Source organism: Geodermatophilus sp. SYSU D00703 (assembly GCF_054050155.1).
In genome coordinates this window covers 1-15,949 of sequence record NZ_JBJGYU010000025.1, presented here as the reverse complement: position 1 = coordinate 15,949, position 15,949 = coordinate 1, and the positions used below count along the sequence as shown (strand labels likewise).

Sequence of the window (15,949 nt, the reverse complement as noted above, 5' to 3'; positions counted from 1 at the left end):
CGACCGCCGGAGGTCGGCGATGGACACCCCCTACCAGTGCTCGGCCGACGTGCACGTGCTCCCCGCCAACCTGGCGCTGCCGGGGATGGGCGTCCTGCCGGTCAACGCCTTCCTGCTCATGGCCGAGGAGCCGGTGCTCGTCGACACCGGTCTCGGGGTCGACGCCGACGAGTTCGTCGACGCGGTGAGCTCCATCGTGGCCCCGGAGCGGCTGCGCTGGATCTGGCTCACCCACGACGACGCCGACCACACCGGCAGCATCCAGCGGCTCATGGAGCTGGCGCCGAACGCGACCCTGGTCACCCACGGTTTCTCGGCGCTGCGCATGGCGACCTGGTGGCCACTGCCGATGGACCGGGTGCACGCGATCCGCGTCGGCGACGACGTCCACGTGGGCGACCGCACGCTGACCGCCGTCGCCCCGCCGCTGTTCGACAACCCACTGTCGGTCGGCGTCCTCGACCGCTCCACCGGCGCGCTGTTCAGCGTCGACGCGTTCGGGGCGATCATCCCGGAGCCGGCCCGGGCCGCCTCCGAGGTGCCGCCCGAGGCGCTGGCGGGGGGCATGCTCGGCTGGGCGACGTCCGACTCGCCCTGGGTCCACCTGGCCGAGCCCACCGTGTTCGGCGAGGTGCTCGACCGCGTGCGGCAGCTGCGGCCCACCCGGATCCTCTCCGCGCACCTGCCCGCCGCGGACGGCAACGAGCTCGAGGAGTTCCTCACGGTGCTGGAGCGGGTACCGGCAGCCGAGCGGTTCATCCCGCCGGACGCCGCGGAGTTCACGCAGATGATCGAGGCACTGACGCAGGCCCAGCGCGCCGGGGTGCCGGTGCCCCGCACCGACGCCGACAGCGAGACCGCGTCGCGGCCGAGCCCCGCCTCCCCGGGCTCCCCGCGATGACCGTGCCGACCAGCCCCCTGACCGACCTGGCCGACCCCTTCCCCGCCCTCGCCGCGTGGCGCGAGAGCGGCCCCGTGCGGCGCGTCGACGAGCGGCTGGGCCTGCCCGTGTGGGTCGTCGCCCGCTACGACGACGTCCTCGCGGCGCTCTCGGACCCCCGGCTCAGCAACGACCCGCACCACGCCCGCGACCTCGCCGAGCTGCTCCGCGGGGACTTCCTCAGCCGCAGCATGATCGGCTCCGACCCGCCCGAGCACACGCGGCTGCGCCGGCTGGTGTCCAAGGCGTTCACCGCCCGCCGGGTGGAGGGGCTGCGGCCGCGGATCGCGGAGATCACCGGGTCGCTGCTCGACCGGATCAGCCCGCGGGGCCGCGCCGAGCTGATCGGCGAGTTCGCGCTGCCGCTGCCGATCACCGTCATCGGCGAGCTGCTCGGCGTCCCCGAGGCCGACCGGGACCGCTTCCGCGTCTGGACCGACGAGATGCTCGACCGGCCGTTCGACCCGGACACGGACATGGCCCTGGTCACGGCGGCCCGCGAGCGCATGTACGGCTACCTCGCCGACCTCGTCGACGCCAAGCGCGCCCGGTCCGCGGACGACCTGCTCACCGACCTGGTCCAGGCAACCGACGAGGGGGAGCGGCTCGACCGCCAGGAGCTCCTGGCGATGACCTTCCTGCTGCTCATCGCGGGGTACGTGACCACGGTCAACCTCATCGGCAACGGCACGCTGGCGCTGCTGCGCTCCCCCGACCAGCTGGACCTGCTGCGCGCCGACCCGTCCCGGGTGCCGCAGGCGGTGGAGGAGGTCCTGCGGTACGACGGCCCGGTCAACCCGGGACTCACCCGCTACACGCTCGAGGACGTGGAGATCGGCGGGGTGCGGATCCCCCGCGGGGAGATGGTGCTGCTCGCCGTCGCCGCGGCCGACCGGGACCCCGCCCGCTTCCGCGACCCGGACCGGTTCGACGTCACCGCCGCCGAGCGCGGGCACCTGGCGTTCGGCCACGGCATCCACTACTGCCTGGGCGCGCCGCTGGCCCGGCTGGAGGGGCAGGTCGCGTTCACCGCACTGCTGGAGCGGCTTCCCGACCTCGCCCTGGGCGTGCCGGAGGACGCGCTGCAGTGGTCAGCCGGAGGCGTGCTGCGCGGCGTCCGCGAACTGCCGGTGACGTTCACGCCCACGCCGGCGCGAGCCGCCTGATCAGCGGCGGGCGCCCTCCATGGCCCGCCAGCGGGCCAGGTTGTACCGGGCGTCGACCAGCGCGTCGTGGGTGCCGCTCGGCTTGGGGGGCAGCGGCGGCCGGCCGAGGTCGTCCCAGCGCTGGCGCAGCTCGCGGGTGAACCGCGGGATCGGCCGCGGCAGCGCCGGCATCGGCCCCCACAGCTGGCACAGCGCGACGTGGTCGTACGCGGCGAACCAGGCCCATAGCTCGATCTCCTGCCCGGGACCGGTGAGGAAGGCCAGCAGGTCGTCGCGGATCCGCTGCCGGCTGCGCCAGGCCCGGTCGGACGGCGGCGGCAGCTGGTCGAGCACGTTGCGCCGCACCCACGGGATGGCCTTGTCCGGGTCGAACTCGGTGCTCACCGCGTAGAACTCGCGGCCGTCCTCGTCGACGACGCCGATCGACACGAGCTCGATGGTGGTGCCGTCCTCGATGAACTCGGTGTCGTAGAAGAACCGCCGCACGCACCCACCGTAGGCGGCGGGTTAGGTTGGCGATCATGCCGGTGCTGGCGATCGACGCGGGGACGACCGGGGTGACCGCGCTGGTCGTGGGCGAGGACGGCGACGTCCTCTCCCGCGGCTACCGCGAGTTCGCGCAGCTCTTCCCGCGCCCGGGCTGGGTCGAGCACGAGCCCGAGGACATCTGGACGGCGACGCTGGCCGCCTGCCGCGCCGCGCTGGCCGGCTCCGACGTCGCCCCGACCTGCGTGGGCATCACCGACCAGCGCGAGACCGCCGTGGTGTGGGACCGGCGCACCGGCCGGGCTCCCCGGCCGGCCGTCGTCTGGCAGGACCGGCGCACCAGCGGCATCTGCGACCGGCTGCGCGAGGCCGGACACGAGCCGCGGGTCGCCGAGCTCACCGGCCTGCGGCTGGACCCCTACTTCACCGCCACCAAGTTCTGCTGGCTCGCCGCCGAGGAGCCCGCGCTGTGGGCCGGCGTCGGCGACGGCACCCTGGCGCTGGGCACCGTCGACTCGTTCGTGGTGCACCGGCTCACCGGCGGCGCGGTGCACGTCACCGACCCGAGCAACGCCTCCCGCACGCTGCTCTACGACCTCGAGCGCGGGACCTGGTCCGACGAGCTGTGCGCGCTGTTCGACGTCCCCCGGGCGGCGCTGCCCGAGGTGGTGCCCAGCTCCGGCGTCGTCGGTACCACCGACCCCGACGCGTTCCTCGGCCTGGCGCTGCCGGTGGCCGGCATCGCCGGGGACCAGCAGGCGGCTCTGTTCGGGCAGGCCTGCTACTCCCCCGGCACGAGCAAGTGCACCTACGGCACCGGCTCGTTCGTGCTGCAGAACACCGGCTCGGCGCCGGTCCGTTCGGACGCCGGGCTGCTCACCACCGTGGCCTGGGACCTCGGCAACGGGCTGGTCTACGCCCTGGAGGGGTCGATCTTCGTCACCGGCGCCGCGGTCCAGTGGCTGCGCGACGGCCTGGGCCTCATCGACTCCGCCGCCGAGATCGAGGGGCTGGCCCGCACGGTGCCCGACGCGGGGGACGTCGTCTTCGTGCCGGCCCTCACCGGGCTGGGCGCCCCGTACTGGGACCCGCACGCCCGCGGCGCCGTCCTCGGCATCACCCGCGGCACCTCCCGCGCGCACCTCGCCCGCGCCACGCTCGAGGCGATCGCCTTCCAGGTGCGCGACGTCGTCGACGTGATGGCGACCGAGGCGGGGCTGGCGGTGCCGGAGCTGTCCGCCGACGGCGGCGCCAGCGCCAACGACCTGCTCATGCAGCTGCAGGCCGACCAGCTCGGCGTGCCGGTGCGCCGCCCGGTGGTCACCGAGACCACAGCGCTGGGCGCCGCGTTCCTGGCCGGCCTCGGCACCGGGGTGTGGCGCAGCACCGGCGAGCTCGCCGACACCTGGTCCCTGGACCGCCGCTTCGAGCCGGAGCCCGGGCGGCGGGACGACGGCCGGCACGAGCGCTGGCGCGCGGCCGTGGGCCGGGCCGGCGGCTGGACGGCCTGACCGTGGAGACCACCGGACGCCACCGCGACCTGCCGACCCGGGACGGCGACCTCGTCGAGTTCCTGCTCGCCCGGTTCGACGAGGACGAGGAGGCCGCCCGCTTCGTCCAGGCCAGCCCCGCGCCGACCAACCGGGCGCTGGTCGCCCACGTGCTGCGCGACGCCGCCGCCAAGCGCCAGCTGGTCGAGTACTTCCGGGACCTGGAGGAGCAGGGCGCCCGCGGCGGGACCATGGACCACGCGCTGCGACTGATCGGCCAGACCTACGCCGACCACCCGCACTACCGCGACGAGTGGCGGCCCTGAAGGACGCCGTCCTCCCCACCGGGGGACGACCCCGTCCTCCTCACCGCTCGCAGGCTCGCGGCGAGCCTCCGGACGGGGCCGCGGCGAGCCCCTGGACGGGGCGACCCCTCCCGGCTTACCCGCGCCTGCCGGTCCGCCCGGCGGGTTCAGCCGGCGAGGGTGTCCGGCTCGCGGTCGCCGGCCTCGGTGGCGGGCGGCTCCATGCGGCGGACCACCTCGGCGGCACTGGCTCCGGTGGCGTCCATCGTCTTCTTGACCTTGGCGCCGTAGACGTCGACGTACTCCTGCGCCGACAGGGTCATGATCTCGTACATGATCTCGTCGGTGATCGACCGCTCGACGAACCGGTCGCCGGCCAGCCCCTCGTAGCGGGAGAAGTCCAGCGGCTTCCCGAAGCGGATGCTCACCTTCGGCAGCCGCTTCCCCACCAGGGGCAGCGAGCGGTGCCGGTAGACCATAGCCACCGGCACGACCGGCACCCCGGTCTCCAGCGCCATCCGGGCCACCCCGGTCTTGCCGCGGAAGAGCCGCCCGTCAGGTGAGCGGGTGCCCTCCGGGTAGATGCCCAGGAGCTTGCCCTCGCGCAGGATGCGCAGGCCGGTGCGGATCGCGTTCTCCGCCGCCGAGGCGTTGGTGCGGTCGATGGGGACCTGGCCCGACCCGGTGAAGAAGGCCCGCTGCAGGAATCCCTTGACGCCGGTGCCGGTGAAGTACTCGGACTTGGCGAGGAAGGTGACCCGGCGGCGCAGCGACAGGGGCATGAACACCCAGTCCGCTGCGGACAGGTGGTTGCTCGCGAGGATCGCGGCGCCCGTGCGCGGGACGTTCTCCTCGCCGTCGGCCTGCGGGCGGAACACCAGCTTCACGACCGGGCCGATCGCCACGAACTTGAGGAACCAGTAGAACAACACGCCTCCCTCGGGGGCTGCCAGACTAAGGAGCCCGGTGGCGGATGGACAATCGCAGGTCCACGTCGCCGGTCGCGCCCCGCCCACCCTGCCGGTCGGCCCCCGCCGCCGGCGCCGAGGAGGACCTGCCGTGCCCACTGACGAGGCACCCGCCGCCGTGCGGCCCGGCGCCGAGCCGTTCGCCTTCCCGGGCGGCCCGGCCGGTGCCGGGACGGGCGTGCTGCTCGTCCACGGCTTCACCGGCTCGCCGTTCAGCATGCGGCCCTGGGGCGAGCACCTGGCCGCGGAGGGGTTCGCCGTCCGCGCGCCGCTGCTGCCCGGGCACGGCACCCGCTGGCAGGACTGCAACCTCACCACCGAGCAGGAGTGGGTGGCCGCCGTCGCCACGGCGTTCGACGCGTTGGCCGCCGAGTGCGACCGGGTGGTCGTCGCCGGGCTGTCCATGGGCGGGACGCTGGCGATCCGGCTCGCCGAGCTGCGCCCGGACGACGTGGCCGGCCTGGTGCTGGTCAACCCCTCGCTGCTGACCGAGCGCCTCGACGCCAAGCTGCTCCCGGTGCTGGCCCGGCTCACCCCGAGCTGGAAGGCGATCGCCAACGACATCAAGAAGCCGGGCGTCGACGAGCGGGCGTACCCGAAACTGCCCACCCGCGCGGTCCTGGGACTGCGACGGCTGTGGACGGCGACCCGCGCCGACCTCGGCCGGGTCACCGCGCCGCTGCTGGTCTTCCGCAGTGTCACCGACCACGTGGTGGAGCCGGCGTCGGTGCGCGTGCTGCTCGCCGGCGTGGCCAGCACCGACACCACCGAGGTGCTGCTCGAGGACAGCTACCACGTCGCCACGCTCGACAACGACGCCCCGCGCGTCTTCGCCGGGTCCGTGGACTGGATCCGGGAGCGCATGCCCGCGATGGAGGCCGGGGCGTGACCGGCCGGCGCGGACGGCGCGACAACGGGCTCGACGCCGCCCTCTGGACCCCGGTGCGCGACGTCGACCCGCGGGTCGGTGAGCACCTGCTCGACGTGCTGCGGGACGCGGGCATCGCCGCCTACCTGGAGCCCTCCACCGACGTCGAGCCCTACACGCGGACCGTCTCCCTGCCCAGCCCGCCCTCCGACCGGATCTTCGTCGACCGGGCGCGCTCGGCGGAGGGCCGCGCCCTCGTCGAGCAGCACGTCGACGAGCACGTGCAGGAGCGGACCCGCGCGTCGCGGGCGCCCCGGCGCGACCTCGACGAGGACGCCGAGTGGGCGCGGATCGTGGCCGCGTTCGAGGCCGAGCACGGCCGGACGGTCGTCGACGAGGAGCCGTCGTCGGCCCCGCCGCCCGCGCCGGCCGAGCCCGAGGTCCTCGACCGGCCCGACGAGCACTTCGAGCCGCCGCCGCCCCCGCCGGTGCCCGCTCCGGCCCCCGCCTCGCTGTACGCGGTGCTGCTCATCGCCGCGGGCGCGGTGCTCATCGTCGCGCCGCGGGCGCTCGGGCTGTCGGTCGACGTCGGCCTGGTGCTGGGCGTGGCCGCCGTCGTGGGCGGCGTCGGGGTCCTGGTGTCACGGATGCGGGACCGCACGACCGACGACGGCGACGACGGCGCCGTCGTGTGACGACGGCCCGTGCGCATCGCACCGAGGAACCAGCGAGGAGCGGAGCGGGCGGGGAGTCACACCGAGGACGTCGTGTGGCTAGCCTGCGGCGGGTGGGCGCCGCACTGCACTCCACCACCGTCACCCTGACCGGCCACCTGATGGACACCGGCATCCTGGCCCGCGTCCTCGACGACGTCCTCGAGTACGGCGGCGACTACCGGATCGAGGCCCTCGACCTCGGCCGCCAGCACGAGGACGAGTCCCGCGCCACCGTCGAGATCAAGGCCGCCGACCCCGACCTGCTCGAGCGCATCGTCATGCGGCTGCAGACCCACGGGGCCAACGCCGTCGCCCCGGGGACGGCGACCCTGCGCCCGGCTCCGGCCGACGGCGTCTTCCCCGAGGACTTCTACTCGACGACCAACCTGGACACGTTCGTCCGGCTGGACCGCGAGTGGCTGCCGGTCGACCGCGCCGAGATGGACTGCGGGCTCGTCGTCACCGAGGAGGGCGGGCGGGTCGTCGTCCGCACCGTGCCGGTCAGCGACGTGCGGGCCGGGCAGTCGGTGGTGTGCGGCGCGCACGGCGTCCGGGTCGAGATGCCGCCCGCGGTGGCCCGCGGGGAGGAGGAGGTGTTCGGCTTCATGTCCTCGGTGGCCTCCAGCGAGAAGCCGCAGGTGGTGCTGGTGCGGCAGATCGCCGACCGGATGCGCGAGGTCAAGGCGGCCGGGCAGAAGGTGCTGTGGGTCGGCGGTCCGGCCGTCGTCCACACCGGTGCGGCGCCGGCGATGGTGCGGCTGGTGGACGCCGGCTACGTCGACGTCCTGTTCGCCGGCAACGCGCTGGCCACCCACGACATCGAGTCCGCGCTCTACGGCACCTCACTCGGCGTCGACCTGGCCAAGGGGTCCGGGGTGCCGCACGGGCACGAGCACCACATCCGGGCCATCAACACCATCCGGCGGGCCGGCTCGATCGCGGCGGCCGTGCGGTCCGGCGTCCTGACCGGCGGGGTGATGCACGCGATGGTGCGGGCCGGCAAGCCGTTCGTGCTGGTCGGCTCGGTGCGCGACGACGGCCCGCTGCCCGACGTGTACACCGACGTCATCGAGGGTCAGCGGGCGATGCGCGCCCAGCTGCCGGACGCCGGCTTCGCGATCATGGTGGCGACCATGCTGCACGCCATCGCGACCGGGAACATCCTCCCGGCGTCGGTGCCGCTGGTGTGCGTGGACATCAACCCGGCGACGGTGACCAAGCTCGCCGACCGCGGCAGCGCCCAGGCGATGGGCATCGTCACTGACATCGGCCTGTTCCTGGAGCAGCTGGCCCGCGAGCTCACGGGAGTGTGAGTCGGCTGGACGAGTGGGGGCCGGAGGCCTCCGCGAAGAGGGCCGGGACGAGCTCAGCGCGACAGGAGGACGGCACGTGGCCGCGGTGTCGCCCGGTAGGGCGACGGCGTCATCGCCGCTAGGCGTCGCCCTCGGAGACCGAGCGGCGCACCAGGTCCGCGGCGCCGACCAGGCCGGCCTGGGCACCCAGCCGGGCGGCGAGCACCCGCGGCCCGGGCCGGAAGCCGCGGCCGGGCAGCGCCCGCTCCAGCCGCGCCCGCGCCGGGCCGAGCACCATCTCGCCGAGCACGCTCACCCCGCCGCCGATGACCACGACCTCGGGGTCGAGGACGGCGGCCAGGTCGGCGATGCCCTGCCCGAGCCACGAGCCCACCTCGGCGAGCAGCTCCAGCGCCAGCGGGTCCCCCTCGGCGGCGGCGCGGGCGACGTCCTCGCCGGTGAGCCGGTCGGCGTCGCCGTCCACCCGCTCCAGCAGCAGCGCCGCGGCGGCCGGCGAGTTGCGGGCCACCTCGCGGGCGGTGTGACCGAGCGCGGTGCCGCTGGCGTACTGCTCCCAGCAGCCGCGGTTGCCGCAGGCGCACAGCCGGCCGTCCGGCACGACGCGCATGTGCCCCCACTCCCCCGCCACACCGTGCGAGCCGCGCTGCAGCCGGCCGCCCATCACGATCCCGCCGCCGATGCCGGTCCCGAGGGTGATCATCAGCGCGAGGTCGGCGCCGGCGGCCGCGCCGTAGCGGTACTCGGCCCAGGCGGCGGCGTCGGCGTCGTTCCCGACCCACATGGGTCGCTGCAGCCGCGTGGCGAGGTCCTTGCGCAGCGTGGAGTTCCGCCAGGCCAGGTGCGGGCTGAACAGCACGGTGTCCCCGGTGCGGTCGAACCAGCCGGCCGCGCCGACGCCGACGCCGACCATCGGCCCGCCGTGCCACAGGGCGAGCTCCTCCACCACGGCGACGATGGCGTCCTCGGTCTCGCTGACCGACGCCCCTGGCGTGGCCCGGCGCGCCGTGGCGAGGACCGTCCCGTCGGGGGCCACCACGCCCCCGGCGACCTTCGTGCCGCCGATGTCGATGCCCAGCGCGGGCAGCCCGGCGGCGGCCGGGTCGCGCGGGGTCCGCGTCTCGGTCACTCAGGCGATCTCGACGCGCTGGACCGGTGAGGTCCTGGCCGCGGGCGGCGGGAACGTCTCCGTCCCGGGGCCATCCGGCGTCGCCGCGGGGCCCTCCGGCGGCGGCGCGGCGTCTCCTGGCGTCGCCTCGCGGCCGGCCTCGCTGAACGAGCGCAGGGCGGCCGCCGCCGCACCGAGGACGTCGGCCAGCGCGGCGGTGACCTCCGGCCGCTCCCCGCGGACCACGGCCGCGACCTGGCAGACCGGGCACCACCGGCAGTCGACCGGGTGGCCGCCGTCCGGAGTGCTCTCCCGCAGCGACGAGCCGAGGGTCTGCCCCAGCCCGGTCACCAGATGCCGGGCCTGCTCCACCCAGTCGGGTCCGTCGGTCATGTCGTGCTCCCCTCGGCGGCCAGCAGCGAGGCCGGCCACTGCTGTGGATCGGGCGTGAAGGTGACCTCGAGCCGCGCCTTCGCGGTGCCGGCGTCGGCGAGGGTGCCGGCGGTGATCAGGCAGCGCCGCAGCAGGGCGTCGAGCCGGATCGACCGGCGCGTCCCCGCCACGGTGACCACGAGGTCGTCCTCCCAGCGGGTCAGTTCCAGGCCGGCGCGCTCGGCGAACGGCAGCGGCAGCACCAGCCTGCGGCCGCGGTCCACCCGCTCGGTCACGGGGGTCACCGGGTCGGCCGGCCCCCGGTCGTCGTCCTCGGGCAGCAGCGCGGCCAGCGCCGCGGCGTCCCCCGGCGCCTCGGCGGACTCCCCGACCCGCCGCACGGGGGCCAGCTCGGCCAGGGCGGCGAGAGCGGCGTCCTGCTCGGCGGCGCGGCGCGCCCACCACTCCCCCGCACCGCCGCCGGGCAGCACGCGGGCGAGGACGGTGGTCGGGCGCTGCCCGTGCAGCGCCAGCGCCGTCACGGCCGACCGCAGCGCCGCCACCGCGGCGGGCCGCGGGGTGGCCACCAGCCGCACCTCGGTGACGGCCGGGTCGGTCAGCGGCAGCCCGCCGACCAGCTCCTCGAGGACCGGCACGGCGTCCAGCGCGGCGTCCACCGGCCCGCGCTTGACCGTGCCCGACCGGACGGCGGCGGTGCGGACGGCGCCGAGTACGCGCAGCCGGGTCGGCAGCGCCTGGTCCAGCCACCAGCGCAGCACGCCGGGCAGCGCGACCAGGGCGGCCCCGGAGGGCAGCGGGCCCGCGTCGACGACGACGACGTCGGCCTCGGACCCGCGCACGGCCCGGCCGAGCCGGGCCAGCAGCGCCAGCTGACCGGCACCCGGCAGCGGCACCACCGACGTGGGCGGGGGCAGGATCACGCCGGGGACGGCGTCGCCCGCCTGCTCGGCCACCGTCGACCACAGCCCCTCCAGCGCGCCCAGCGGCTCCACCGGGTCGACGGTGAGACCCGGGACGGCGCCGGGGCCGACCGGTGGGGTGCCGGGGCGGGCCAGGAGCAGGGTGCGCCGGCCGGAGCGGGCGGCACGCACGGCGGCCGCCGCGGCGAGGGTGGTGGTACCGGCCCCACCGGGACCGGTGAGGAGCAACGTGCGCACGGTCCGGTCAGCCCTCGACGCGCTTCTTGAGCTCCTTGAGAGCCGTGTCGAGGATGACCTTCTCCGCCTTGCGCTTGAACATGCCGAGCAGCGGCAGGTGGGTGTCGATGGTGATCCGGTAGGTGACCTCGGTGCGGCCGCCGCGCTCGTCGAGGGTGTACGAGCCCTCCTGGCGCTTCTGCATCTGACCGGTCACCAGGTGCCAGGACACCTGGCGGTCGCCGTCCCAGTCGTACTCGAGGACGTAGTCGTCCTTGACCATGCCGGCGTCGAGCACGAAGTGCACGCGCCGGGCGCGGCCGCCGGGGCCGGCCTCGACGACCTCGACCTGCTTGGCGGCCGCCACCCACTGCGGATAGGCCGGGAAGTCGGCGATGACCGCCATGACGTCCGACGCCGGGGCGTCGACGGTGATCGACTGGGTGGACTGCTCCGCCATGCGCAGCAGGCTAACCGTTCCGGGTGTGGTCCCCCGTTCGTGGCACGTGCGCCTGCTACTCCCGGGTAGCGGCCAGCGGATAGATTCGGCACACGTCCGCGTCCCGGACCGCAGGCGACGGAGCCGTGGCCGGGCGGGAGGAGAGGACCAGGCGTGCGCGAGTTCAGCGTCCCGGCAACGACCGAGGTGGGCCCCGACGAGGCCCTGCCCGACCTGCTCGCCACCAACGTGGCCCAGCACGGCGACGAGGTGGGCCTGCGGGTCCGCCGCGACGGCCGGTGGCAGGACGTCACCTGGCGCGCGTTCGCCGCCGAGGTGGCCGGCGTCGCCAAGGGCCTGGTGGCCTCCGGCGTGCAGGCCGGTGACCGCGTCGCGCTGCAGGCCAAGACCCGCTACGAGTGGACCGTCCTCGACTTCGCCATCTGGGCCGTCGGCGCGGTCGTCGTCCCGGTGTACGAGACCTCCAGCGCCGACCAGGTCGCCTGGATCCTCGCCGACTCCGGCGCGCGGGCGGCGGTCGTGGAGCGCCCGGAGCACGCGGCGGCCGTCGAGTCGGTCCGCGACCAGGCCCCCGAGCTCGGCCCGGTGTTCGTCATCGACGACGACGCCCTCGGCACGCTGACCGCCGCCGGGGCCGACGTCCCCGACGCCGAGCTGGCCGCCCGGCGAGCGACGCTGCACTCGTCCAGCCTGGCCACGATCATCTACACCAGCGGCACCACCGGCCGGCCCAAGGGCTGCGAGCTGACCCACGCGAACTTCCTGTTCGAGATCGGCAACGGCATGACGCTGCTGAGCCGGCTCCTCAACGCGGAGGGCTCGCTGCTGCTGTTCATCCCGCTGGCGCACGTGCTGGCCCGCGTGCTGGAGGTCGGCGCGGTCAAGACCCGCACGGTCATCGGCCACACCCCCGACGTGTCCCACCTCGTCGAGGACCTCGGCGCCTTCCAGCCGACCTTCGTGCTCGCCGTCCCGCGGGTGTTCGAGAAGGTCTACAACCAGGCCAAGGCCAAGGCGGAGGCCGGCGGCAAGGGGAAGGTCTTCGACCGGGCCGCTCAGGTGGCCATCGACTGGTCGCGCGCCCAGGACTCCGGCGGCCCCGGGTTGGGGCTGCGCGCCCAGCACGCGCTGTTCGACAAGCTGGTCTACGGCAAGCTGCGGGCGGCGCTCGGCGGCCGGTGCCTCGGGGCGGTCTCCGGCGGTGCCCCGCTCGGTGAGCGGCTCGGCCACTTCTTCCGCGGCATCGGCGTCACCGTCTACGAGGGTTACGGCCTCACCGAGACCACCGCGGCCGCCGCGGTCAACCACGACGCCGCGTTCCGCATCGGCACCGTCGGGCGCCCGCTGCCCGGCGTCGAGGCCGCGATCGCCGACGACGGGGAGATCCTCATCCGCGGCGGCATCGTGATGCGCGGCTACTGGCAGAACGCGCAGGCCACCGCCGAGGCGATCGACGCCGACGGCTGGTTCCACTCCGGCGACCTCGGCGACATCGACAGCGACGGCTTCATCCGGATCACCGGCCGCAAGAAGGAGATCCTGGTGACCGCGGGCGGCAAGAACGTCGCCCCGGCGGTGCTCGAGGACCGGCTGCGCGCCCACCGGCTGATCAGCCAGTGCATCGTCGTCGGCGACCAGCGCCCGTTCATCGGCGCGCTGGTCACCCTCGACGAGGAGGCGCTGCCCGCCTGGCTGGAGTCCAAGGGGAAGCCGGCCGACACGACGCCCGCGGCGCTGACCGAGGACCCCGACGTCCTCGCCGAGATCGAGACCGCCGTCGCCGAGGCGAACAAGGCGGTGTCCAAGGCGGAGTCGATCAAGAAGTTCCGAGTGCTGGCCACCGACTTCACCGAGGCCAACGGGATGCTGACGCCGAGCCTCAAGCTGAAGCGGGCCGTGGTCATGAAGGAGTTCGACAGCGAGGTCGAGGCCCTCTACTCCCGCTGACAGGAGGACCCCGCTGCCCCCACCCCTCGCAGGGCTCGGGGCGGGACCCTGCAGCGGGGCCTCTCAGCGTTCGAGCAGGGCGGCGAAGGTGCCGGCGATCGTCGACCACGACCACCGCTCCTCCACCCACGCGCGGCCGGCGGCGCCCATCCGCCGGGCCCGGTCGGGGTCGTCGAGCAGGCCGGCGATCGTCGCCGCCACCCCGTCCGGCGACCGCGGATCGGCGACGACGTGGCCGGTCACCCCCTCCCGCACCGTCTCCGGCGCGCCCCCGGACGTGCCGGCCACGACCGGCAGCCCGCAGGCGGCCGCCTCGAGGTAGACCATGCCCAGCCCCTCGACGTCCAGGCCGCGGCGGCGGGTGCGGCAGGGCATGGCGAAGACGTCACCGGCGGCGTAGTGCTCGGGCAGCCGGTCCGGCGGCACCGGCCCGGTCAGGACGACGGACTCCGACAGGCCCCGCTCGGCGACGGCGCGCCGCAGCCGGGTCTCCAGCGGGCCGCCGCCGACGAGCAGCAGCCGGGCGTCGGGGTGCCGCTCCAGCACCCGCGGCCAACCGGCGACCAGCACGTCCTGCCCCTTGCGGGCGACCAGCCTCGAGACGCAGACGACCACCGGGGCCCGGCCCAGCCCGTACCGGTCCCGCACCGCGCCGCCGTCGGCCTTCGGCGTGAACAGGTCGACGTCCACCCCGGGTGACAGCTGCGCCATGCGGGCCGCGCTCCCCAGCGCCGGGGCCAGCCGGCCGTGCGTGTACTCGCTGATGTAGGTGAGGACGTCGAGCCCCCCGGCGATCCGCCGCATCAGCTGCCGCGCTCCCGGCAGGGCCGCCCAGCCGGTCTCGTGGCCGTGCGTGGCACCCACCAGGTGCCGGACGCCGGCGGCCCGCAGCGCGGGGGCCAGCAGCCCGAGCGGCGCCGCGGCGCCGAAGAAGGCGGTGTCGCAGCCGTAGCGCCGGGCCAGGTCGGCCGCGGCGCGCGCGGTGCTCGGCGTCGGCAACAGCACGCCGGTCGGCCGGCGGACCACCGGATAGGGCAGCGCGGCGTCGTGCTCCTCCCACCCCGGCGACCGGGAGGCGAGCACGACGAGGGAGTCCGGTGGCCGTCGGGCCAGCAGCGCCGCGACGAAGGTCTGGATGCCGCCCTGCCGCGGCGGGAAGTCGTTGGTGACGACGAGCGTCCTCACCCGGCCTCCTGCAGCCGCTGCCAGTCCTCCGCGAAGGCCACCCGCTGCGGCCCGGTGGGGTGCGAGCCGAAGAACCACTGCCAGGCCGCGGGCGGGTCGGGGTCGGAGAGGTTGCTGGCGGCCAGCCGGTCCTGCATGGCGATGAAGGCCTCGGCGTCCCCCGTGAGGTCGAGGGCGTGCAGGTCGGCGCGCGCCTCGGTCTGCCGGGAGACCAGGTTCTGCACCGGCGTCGCCACCAGCGTGCCCACGGCCACCAGCAGCAGCGCCAGCGGGACCACCCGGGGGTCGCCGGGGCCGTCCACGCCCGCACGCCGGAGCAGCGGGGTCCACGACAGCAGCCAGCCCAGCGCGGCCACCGACGCGGCCGCGCCGAGAGCCCCGGTGAGCGTGCCGGTGAGGACGTCGTCGGCGCTGACGTGGCCGAGCTCGTGGGCCACGATCGACTCGATCTCGGCGTCGGGGAGCTGGTCGAGCACCGTGTCGTACACGACGATCCGCCGGGTGGAGCCGAAGCCGGAGACGTAGGCGTTGAGCGCGGTGGTCCGCCGCGAGGCGTCGGCGACCAGCACGTCCGCGACCGGGGTGCCGTTCTCCTCCGCCAGCTCCAGCAGGTCGGTGCGCAGCTGCCCGGCCGGCAGCGGGTCGAACCGGTTGAAGGCGGGTTCGATGAGCACCGGGTAGAGGAAGGACCCGACGACCACGAACGCCGCGGCGACCAGCGCCGCCCAGGCCCACCAGGTGCGGGGGGCGCGCCGGGCCAGCCACACCAGCGCGAGCAGGACCCCGGCGGTGACCGCGGCGCTGATGGCGGTGGAGACGGCGACGTCGCGGAGCCACAGCGACCAGCTGCGGGTGGACAGCCCGTACCGGTGCCGGACCACCTCGGCGTAGGCGGCGGGCGCGAGCGTGACCAGGCGGCCGACGACCACGAGCGCGGCCGTGCCGAGGAGCACCTGCCAGCCCCAGCCGCCGCCCAGCGGCCGCGCGACCGCCTGCACCAGCCGGCGGCCCAGCGGGGTCAGGGCCAGGACCGCGGAGGTCGCCAGGCTCAGCACGAGCGAGACGAGGGAGGCCGGCCGGAGGGCGGCGGCGAACGCCTCCGCCCGCTCGGCGACCCCCGGCGGCAGGCCGGCTCCCGGCCGGATCGGTGTGCGCCCCCCGGGCGGCTCGGGCAGCAGCGTCCACGGCGTCCGGACGGCGATGACGACGACGAGCGCCGCCCCGAGGACCACCGCGACCACCAGCGCGGCCCGGCGGGCGCTCACCCGGCCGATCCTAGGAGGACCCCGCCCTCCCCACCCTTCGCAGGCCCGGGGCGGGGCCGAAGCGGGGCCGCCACCCGGGGCCTCCAGCTGCTCCGGACGCGGGGGGGGGGGGGGGGGGGGGGGGCGGGGGGTCCGCCCCCCCCCCCCCCCCCCCCCCCCCCCCCCACCCGCCGGCGCGGCGCGGGTGCGCACCCACCCCCCCCTCC

Annotated in this window: 16 protein-coding genes; 8 read left to right on the top strand and 8 right to left on the bottom strand. The window is 75.7% G+C overall.

Features of this window, described 5'->3' with window-relative positions:
* The first annotated feature begins 19 nt into the window (after positions 1-19).
* The gene (locus ACI782_RS19500; protein ID WP_456911741.1) at positions 20-901 is read left to right on the top strand and encodes an oxygen-binding di-iron domain-containing protein; all 882 of its coding nucleotides are present in this window, start codon (positions 20-22) and stop codon (positions 899-901) included.
* Complete coding sequence (locus tag ACI782_RS19495) at positions 898-2,106, top strand: cytochrome P450 family protein (protein ID WP_456911740.1); 1,209 nt, start codon at positions 898-900, stop codon at positions 2,104-2,106. Before ACI782_RS19500 ends, ACI782_RS19495 begins: the two co-directional genes overlap by 4 nt.
* Here the strand turns inward: ACI782_RS19495 and ACI782_RS19490 are convergent, their stop codons facing one another.
* On the bottom strand, positions 2,107-2,592 hold the full coding sequence (locus ACI782_RS19490) for a polyadenylate-specific 3'-exoribonuclease AS (protein ID WP_456911739.1): 486 nt from the start codon (positions 2,590-2,592) through the stop codon (positions 2,107-2,109).
* A 35-nt stretch (positions 2,593-2,627) separates the two neighbouring features.
* Between ACI782_RS19490 and glpK the strand changes: the two genes are divergently transcribed.
* Positions 2,628-4,103: a glycerol kinase GlpK gene (gene glpK / locus ACI782_RS19485; protein ID WP_456911738.1), complete on the top strand. Its 1,476-nt coding sequence runs from the start codon at positions 2,628-2,630 to the stop codon at positions 4,101-4,103.
* Positions 4,104-4,105: 2 nt separating this feature from the next.
* Positions 4,106-4,408 carry a DUF6221 family protein gene (locus tag ACI782_RS19480; protein ID WP_456911737.1) on the top strand — a complete coding sequence of 101 codons (303 nt, stop codon included), beginning with the start codon at positions 4,106-4,108 and terminating at the stop codon, positions 4,406-4,408.
* Between the two features lie 146 nt (positions 4,409-4,554).
* On the opposite strand, the gene ACI782_RS19475 is transcribed toward ACI782_RS19480, so the two are convergent.
* Positions 4,555-5,319: a lysophospholipid acyltransferase family protein gene (locus ACI782_RS19475; protein ID WP_456911736.1), complete on the bottom strand. Its 765-nt coding sequence runs from the start codon at positions 5,317-5,319 to the stop codon at positions 4,555-4,557.
* 127 nt (positions 5,320-5,446) lie between these two features.
* Between ACI782_RS19475 and ACI782_RS19470 the strand changes: the two genes are divergently transcribed.
* The 3 genes from ACI782_RS19470 (at position 5,447) to ACI782_RS19460 (ending at position 8,252) form a co-directional block, all read left to right on the top strand.
* On the top strand, positions 5,447-6,244 hold the full coding sequence (locus ACI782_RS19470) for an alpha/beta hydrolase (RefSeq protein WP_456911735.1): 798 nt from the start codon (positions 5,447-5,449) through the stop codon (positions 6,242-6,244).
* Positions 6,241-6,918: a hypothetical protein gene (locus tag ACI782_RS19465; RefSeq protein ID WP_456911734.1), complete on the top strand. Its 678-nt coding sequence runs from the start codon at positions 6,241-6,243 to the stop codon at positions 6,916-6,918. Before ACI782_RS19470 ends, ACI782_RS19465 begins: the two co-directional genes overlap by 4 nt.
* A gap of 92 nt (positions 6,919-7,010) precedes the next feature.
* A complete protein-coding gene (locus ACI782_RS19460; protein ID WP_456911733.1) occupies positions 7,011-8,252 on the top strand; it encodes an ornithine cyclodeaminase, nickel-pincer nucleotide-dependent in 1,242 nt (413 codons plus the stop codon).
* Positions 8,253-8,370: 118 nt separating this feature from the next.
* On the opposite strand, the gene ACI782_RS19455 is transcribed toward ACI782_RS19460, so the two are convergent.
* The 4 genes from ACI782_RS19455 to ACI782_RS19440 are packed head-to-tail and all read right to left on the bottom strand — an operon-like array spanning position 8,371 to position 11,346.
* Positions 8,371-9,378 carry an ROK family glucokinase gene (locus ACI782_RS19455; protein ID WP_456911732.1) on the bottom strand — a complete coding sequence of 336 codons (1,008 nt, stop codon included), beginning with the start codon at positions 9,376-9,378 and terminating at the stop codon, positions 8,371-8,373.
* Positions 9,379-9,750, bottom strand: coding sequence for a hypothetical protein (locus ACI782_RS19450; RefSeq protein ID WP_456911731.1), 372 nt, complete (start codon positions 9,748-9,750; stop codon positions 9,379-9,381).
* Entirely contained in the window at positions 9,747-10,907 is a 1,161-nt protein-coding gene (locus ACI782_RS19445; RefSeq protein WP_456911730.1) for an ArsA-related P-loop ATPase, read from the bottom strand. Before ACI782_RS19445 ends, ACI782_RS19450 begins: the two co-directional genes overlap by 4 nt.
* 7 nt (positions 10,908-10,914) lie before the next feature.
* Positions 10,915-11,346, bottom strand: coding sequence for an SRPBCC family protein (locus ACI782_RS19440; protein ID WP_456911729.1), 432 nt, complete (start codon positions 11,344-11,346; stop codon positions 10,915-10,917).
* 153 nt (positions 11,347-11,499) lie between these two features.
* Here ACI782_RS19440 and ACI782_RS19435 point away from each other — a divergent pair, with 153 nt between their 5' ends.
* Positions 11,500-13,293 carry an AMP-dependent synthetase/ligase gene (locus ACI782_RS19435; RefSeq protein WP_456911728.1) on the top strand — a complete coding sequence of 598 codons (1,794 nt, stop codon included), beginning with the start codon at positions 11,500-11,502 and terminating at the stop codon, positions 13,291-13,293.
* Positions 13,294-13,356: 63 nt separating this feature from the next.
* Here ACI782_RS19435 and ACI782_RS19430 read toward each other — a convergent pair whose 3' ends face one another.
* Positions 13,357-14,478 (bottom strand): glycosyltransferase family 4 protein, encoded by a 1,122-nt coding sequence (locus ACI782_RS19430; RefSeq protein ID WP_456911727.1) that lies wholly within the window; start codon positions 14,476-14,478, stop codon positions 13,357-13,359.
* A complete protein-coding gene (locus ACI782_RS19425; protein ID WP_456911726.1) occupies positions 14,475-15,743 on the bottom strand; it encodes a M48 family metallopeptidase in 1,269 nt (422 codons plus the stop codon). Before ACI782_RS19425 ends, ACI782_RS19430 begins: the two co-directional genes overlap by 4 nt.
* Positions 15,744-15,949: the final 206 nt, after the last annotated feature.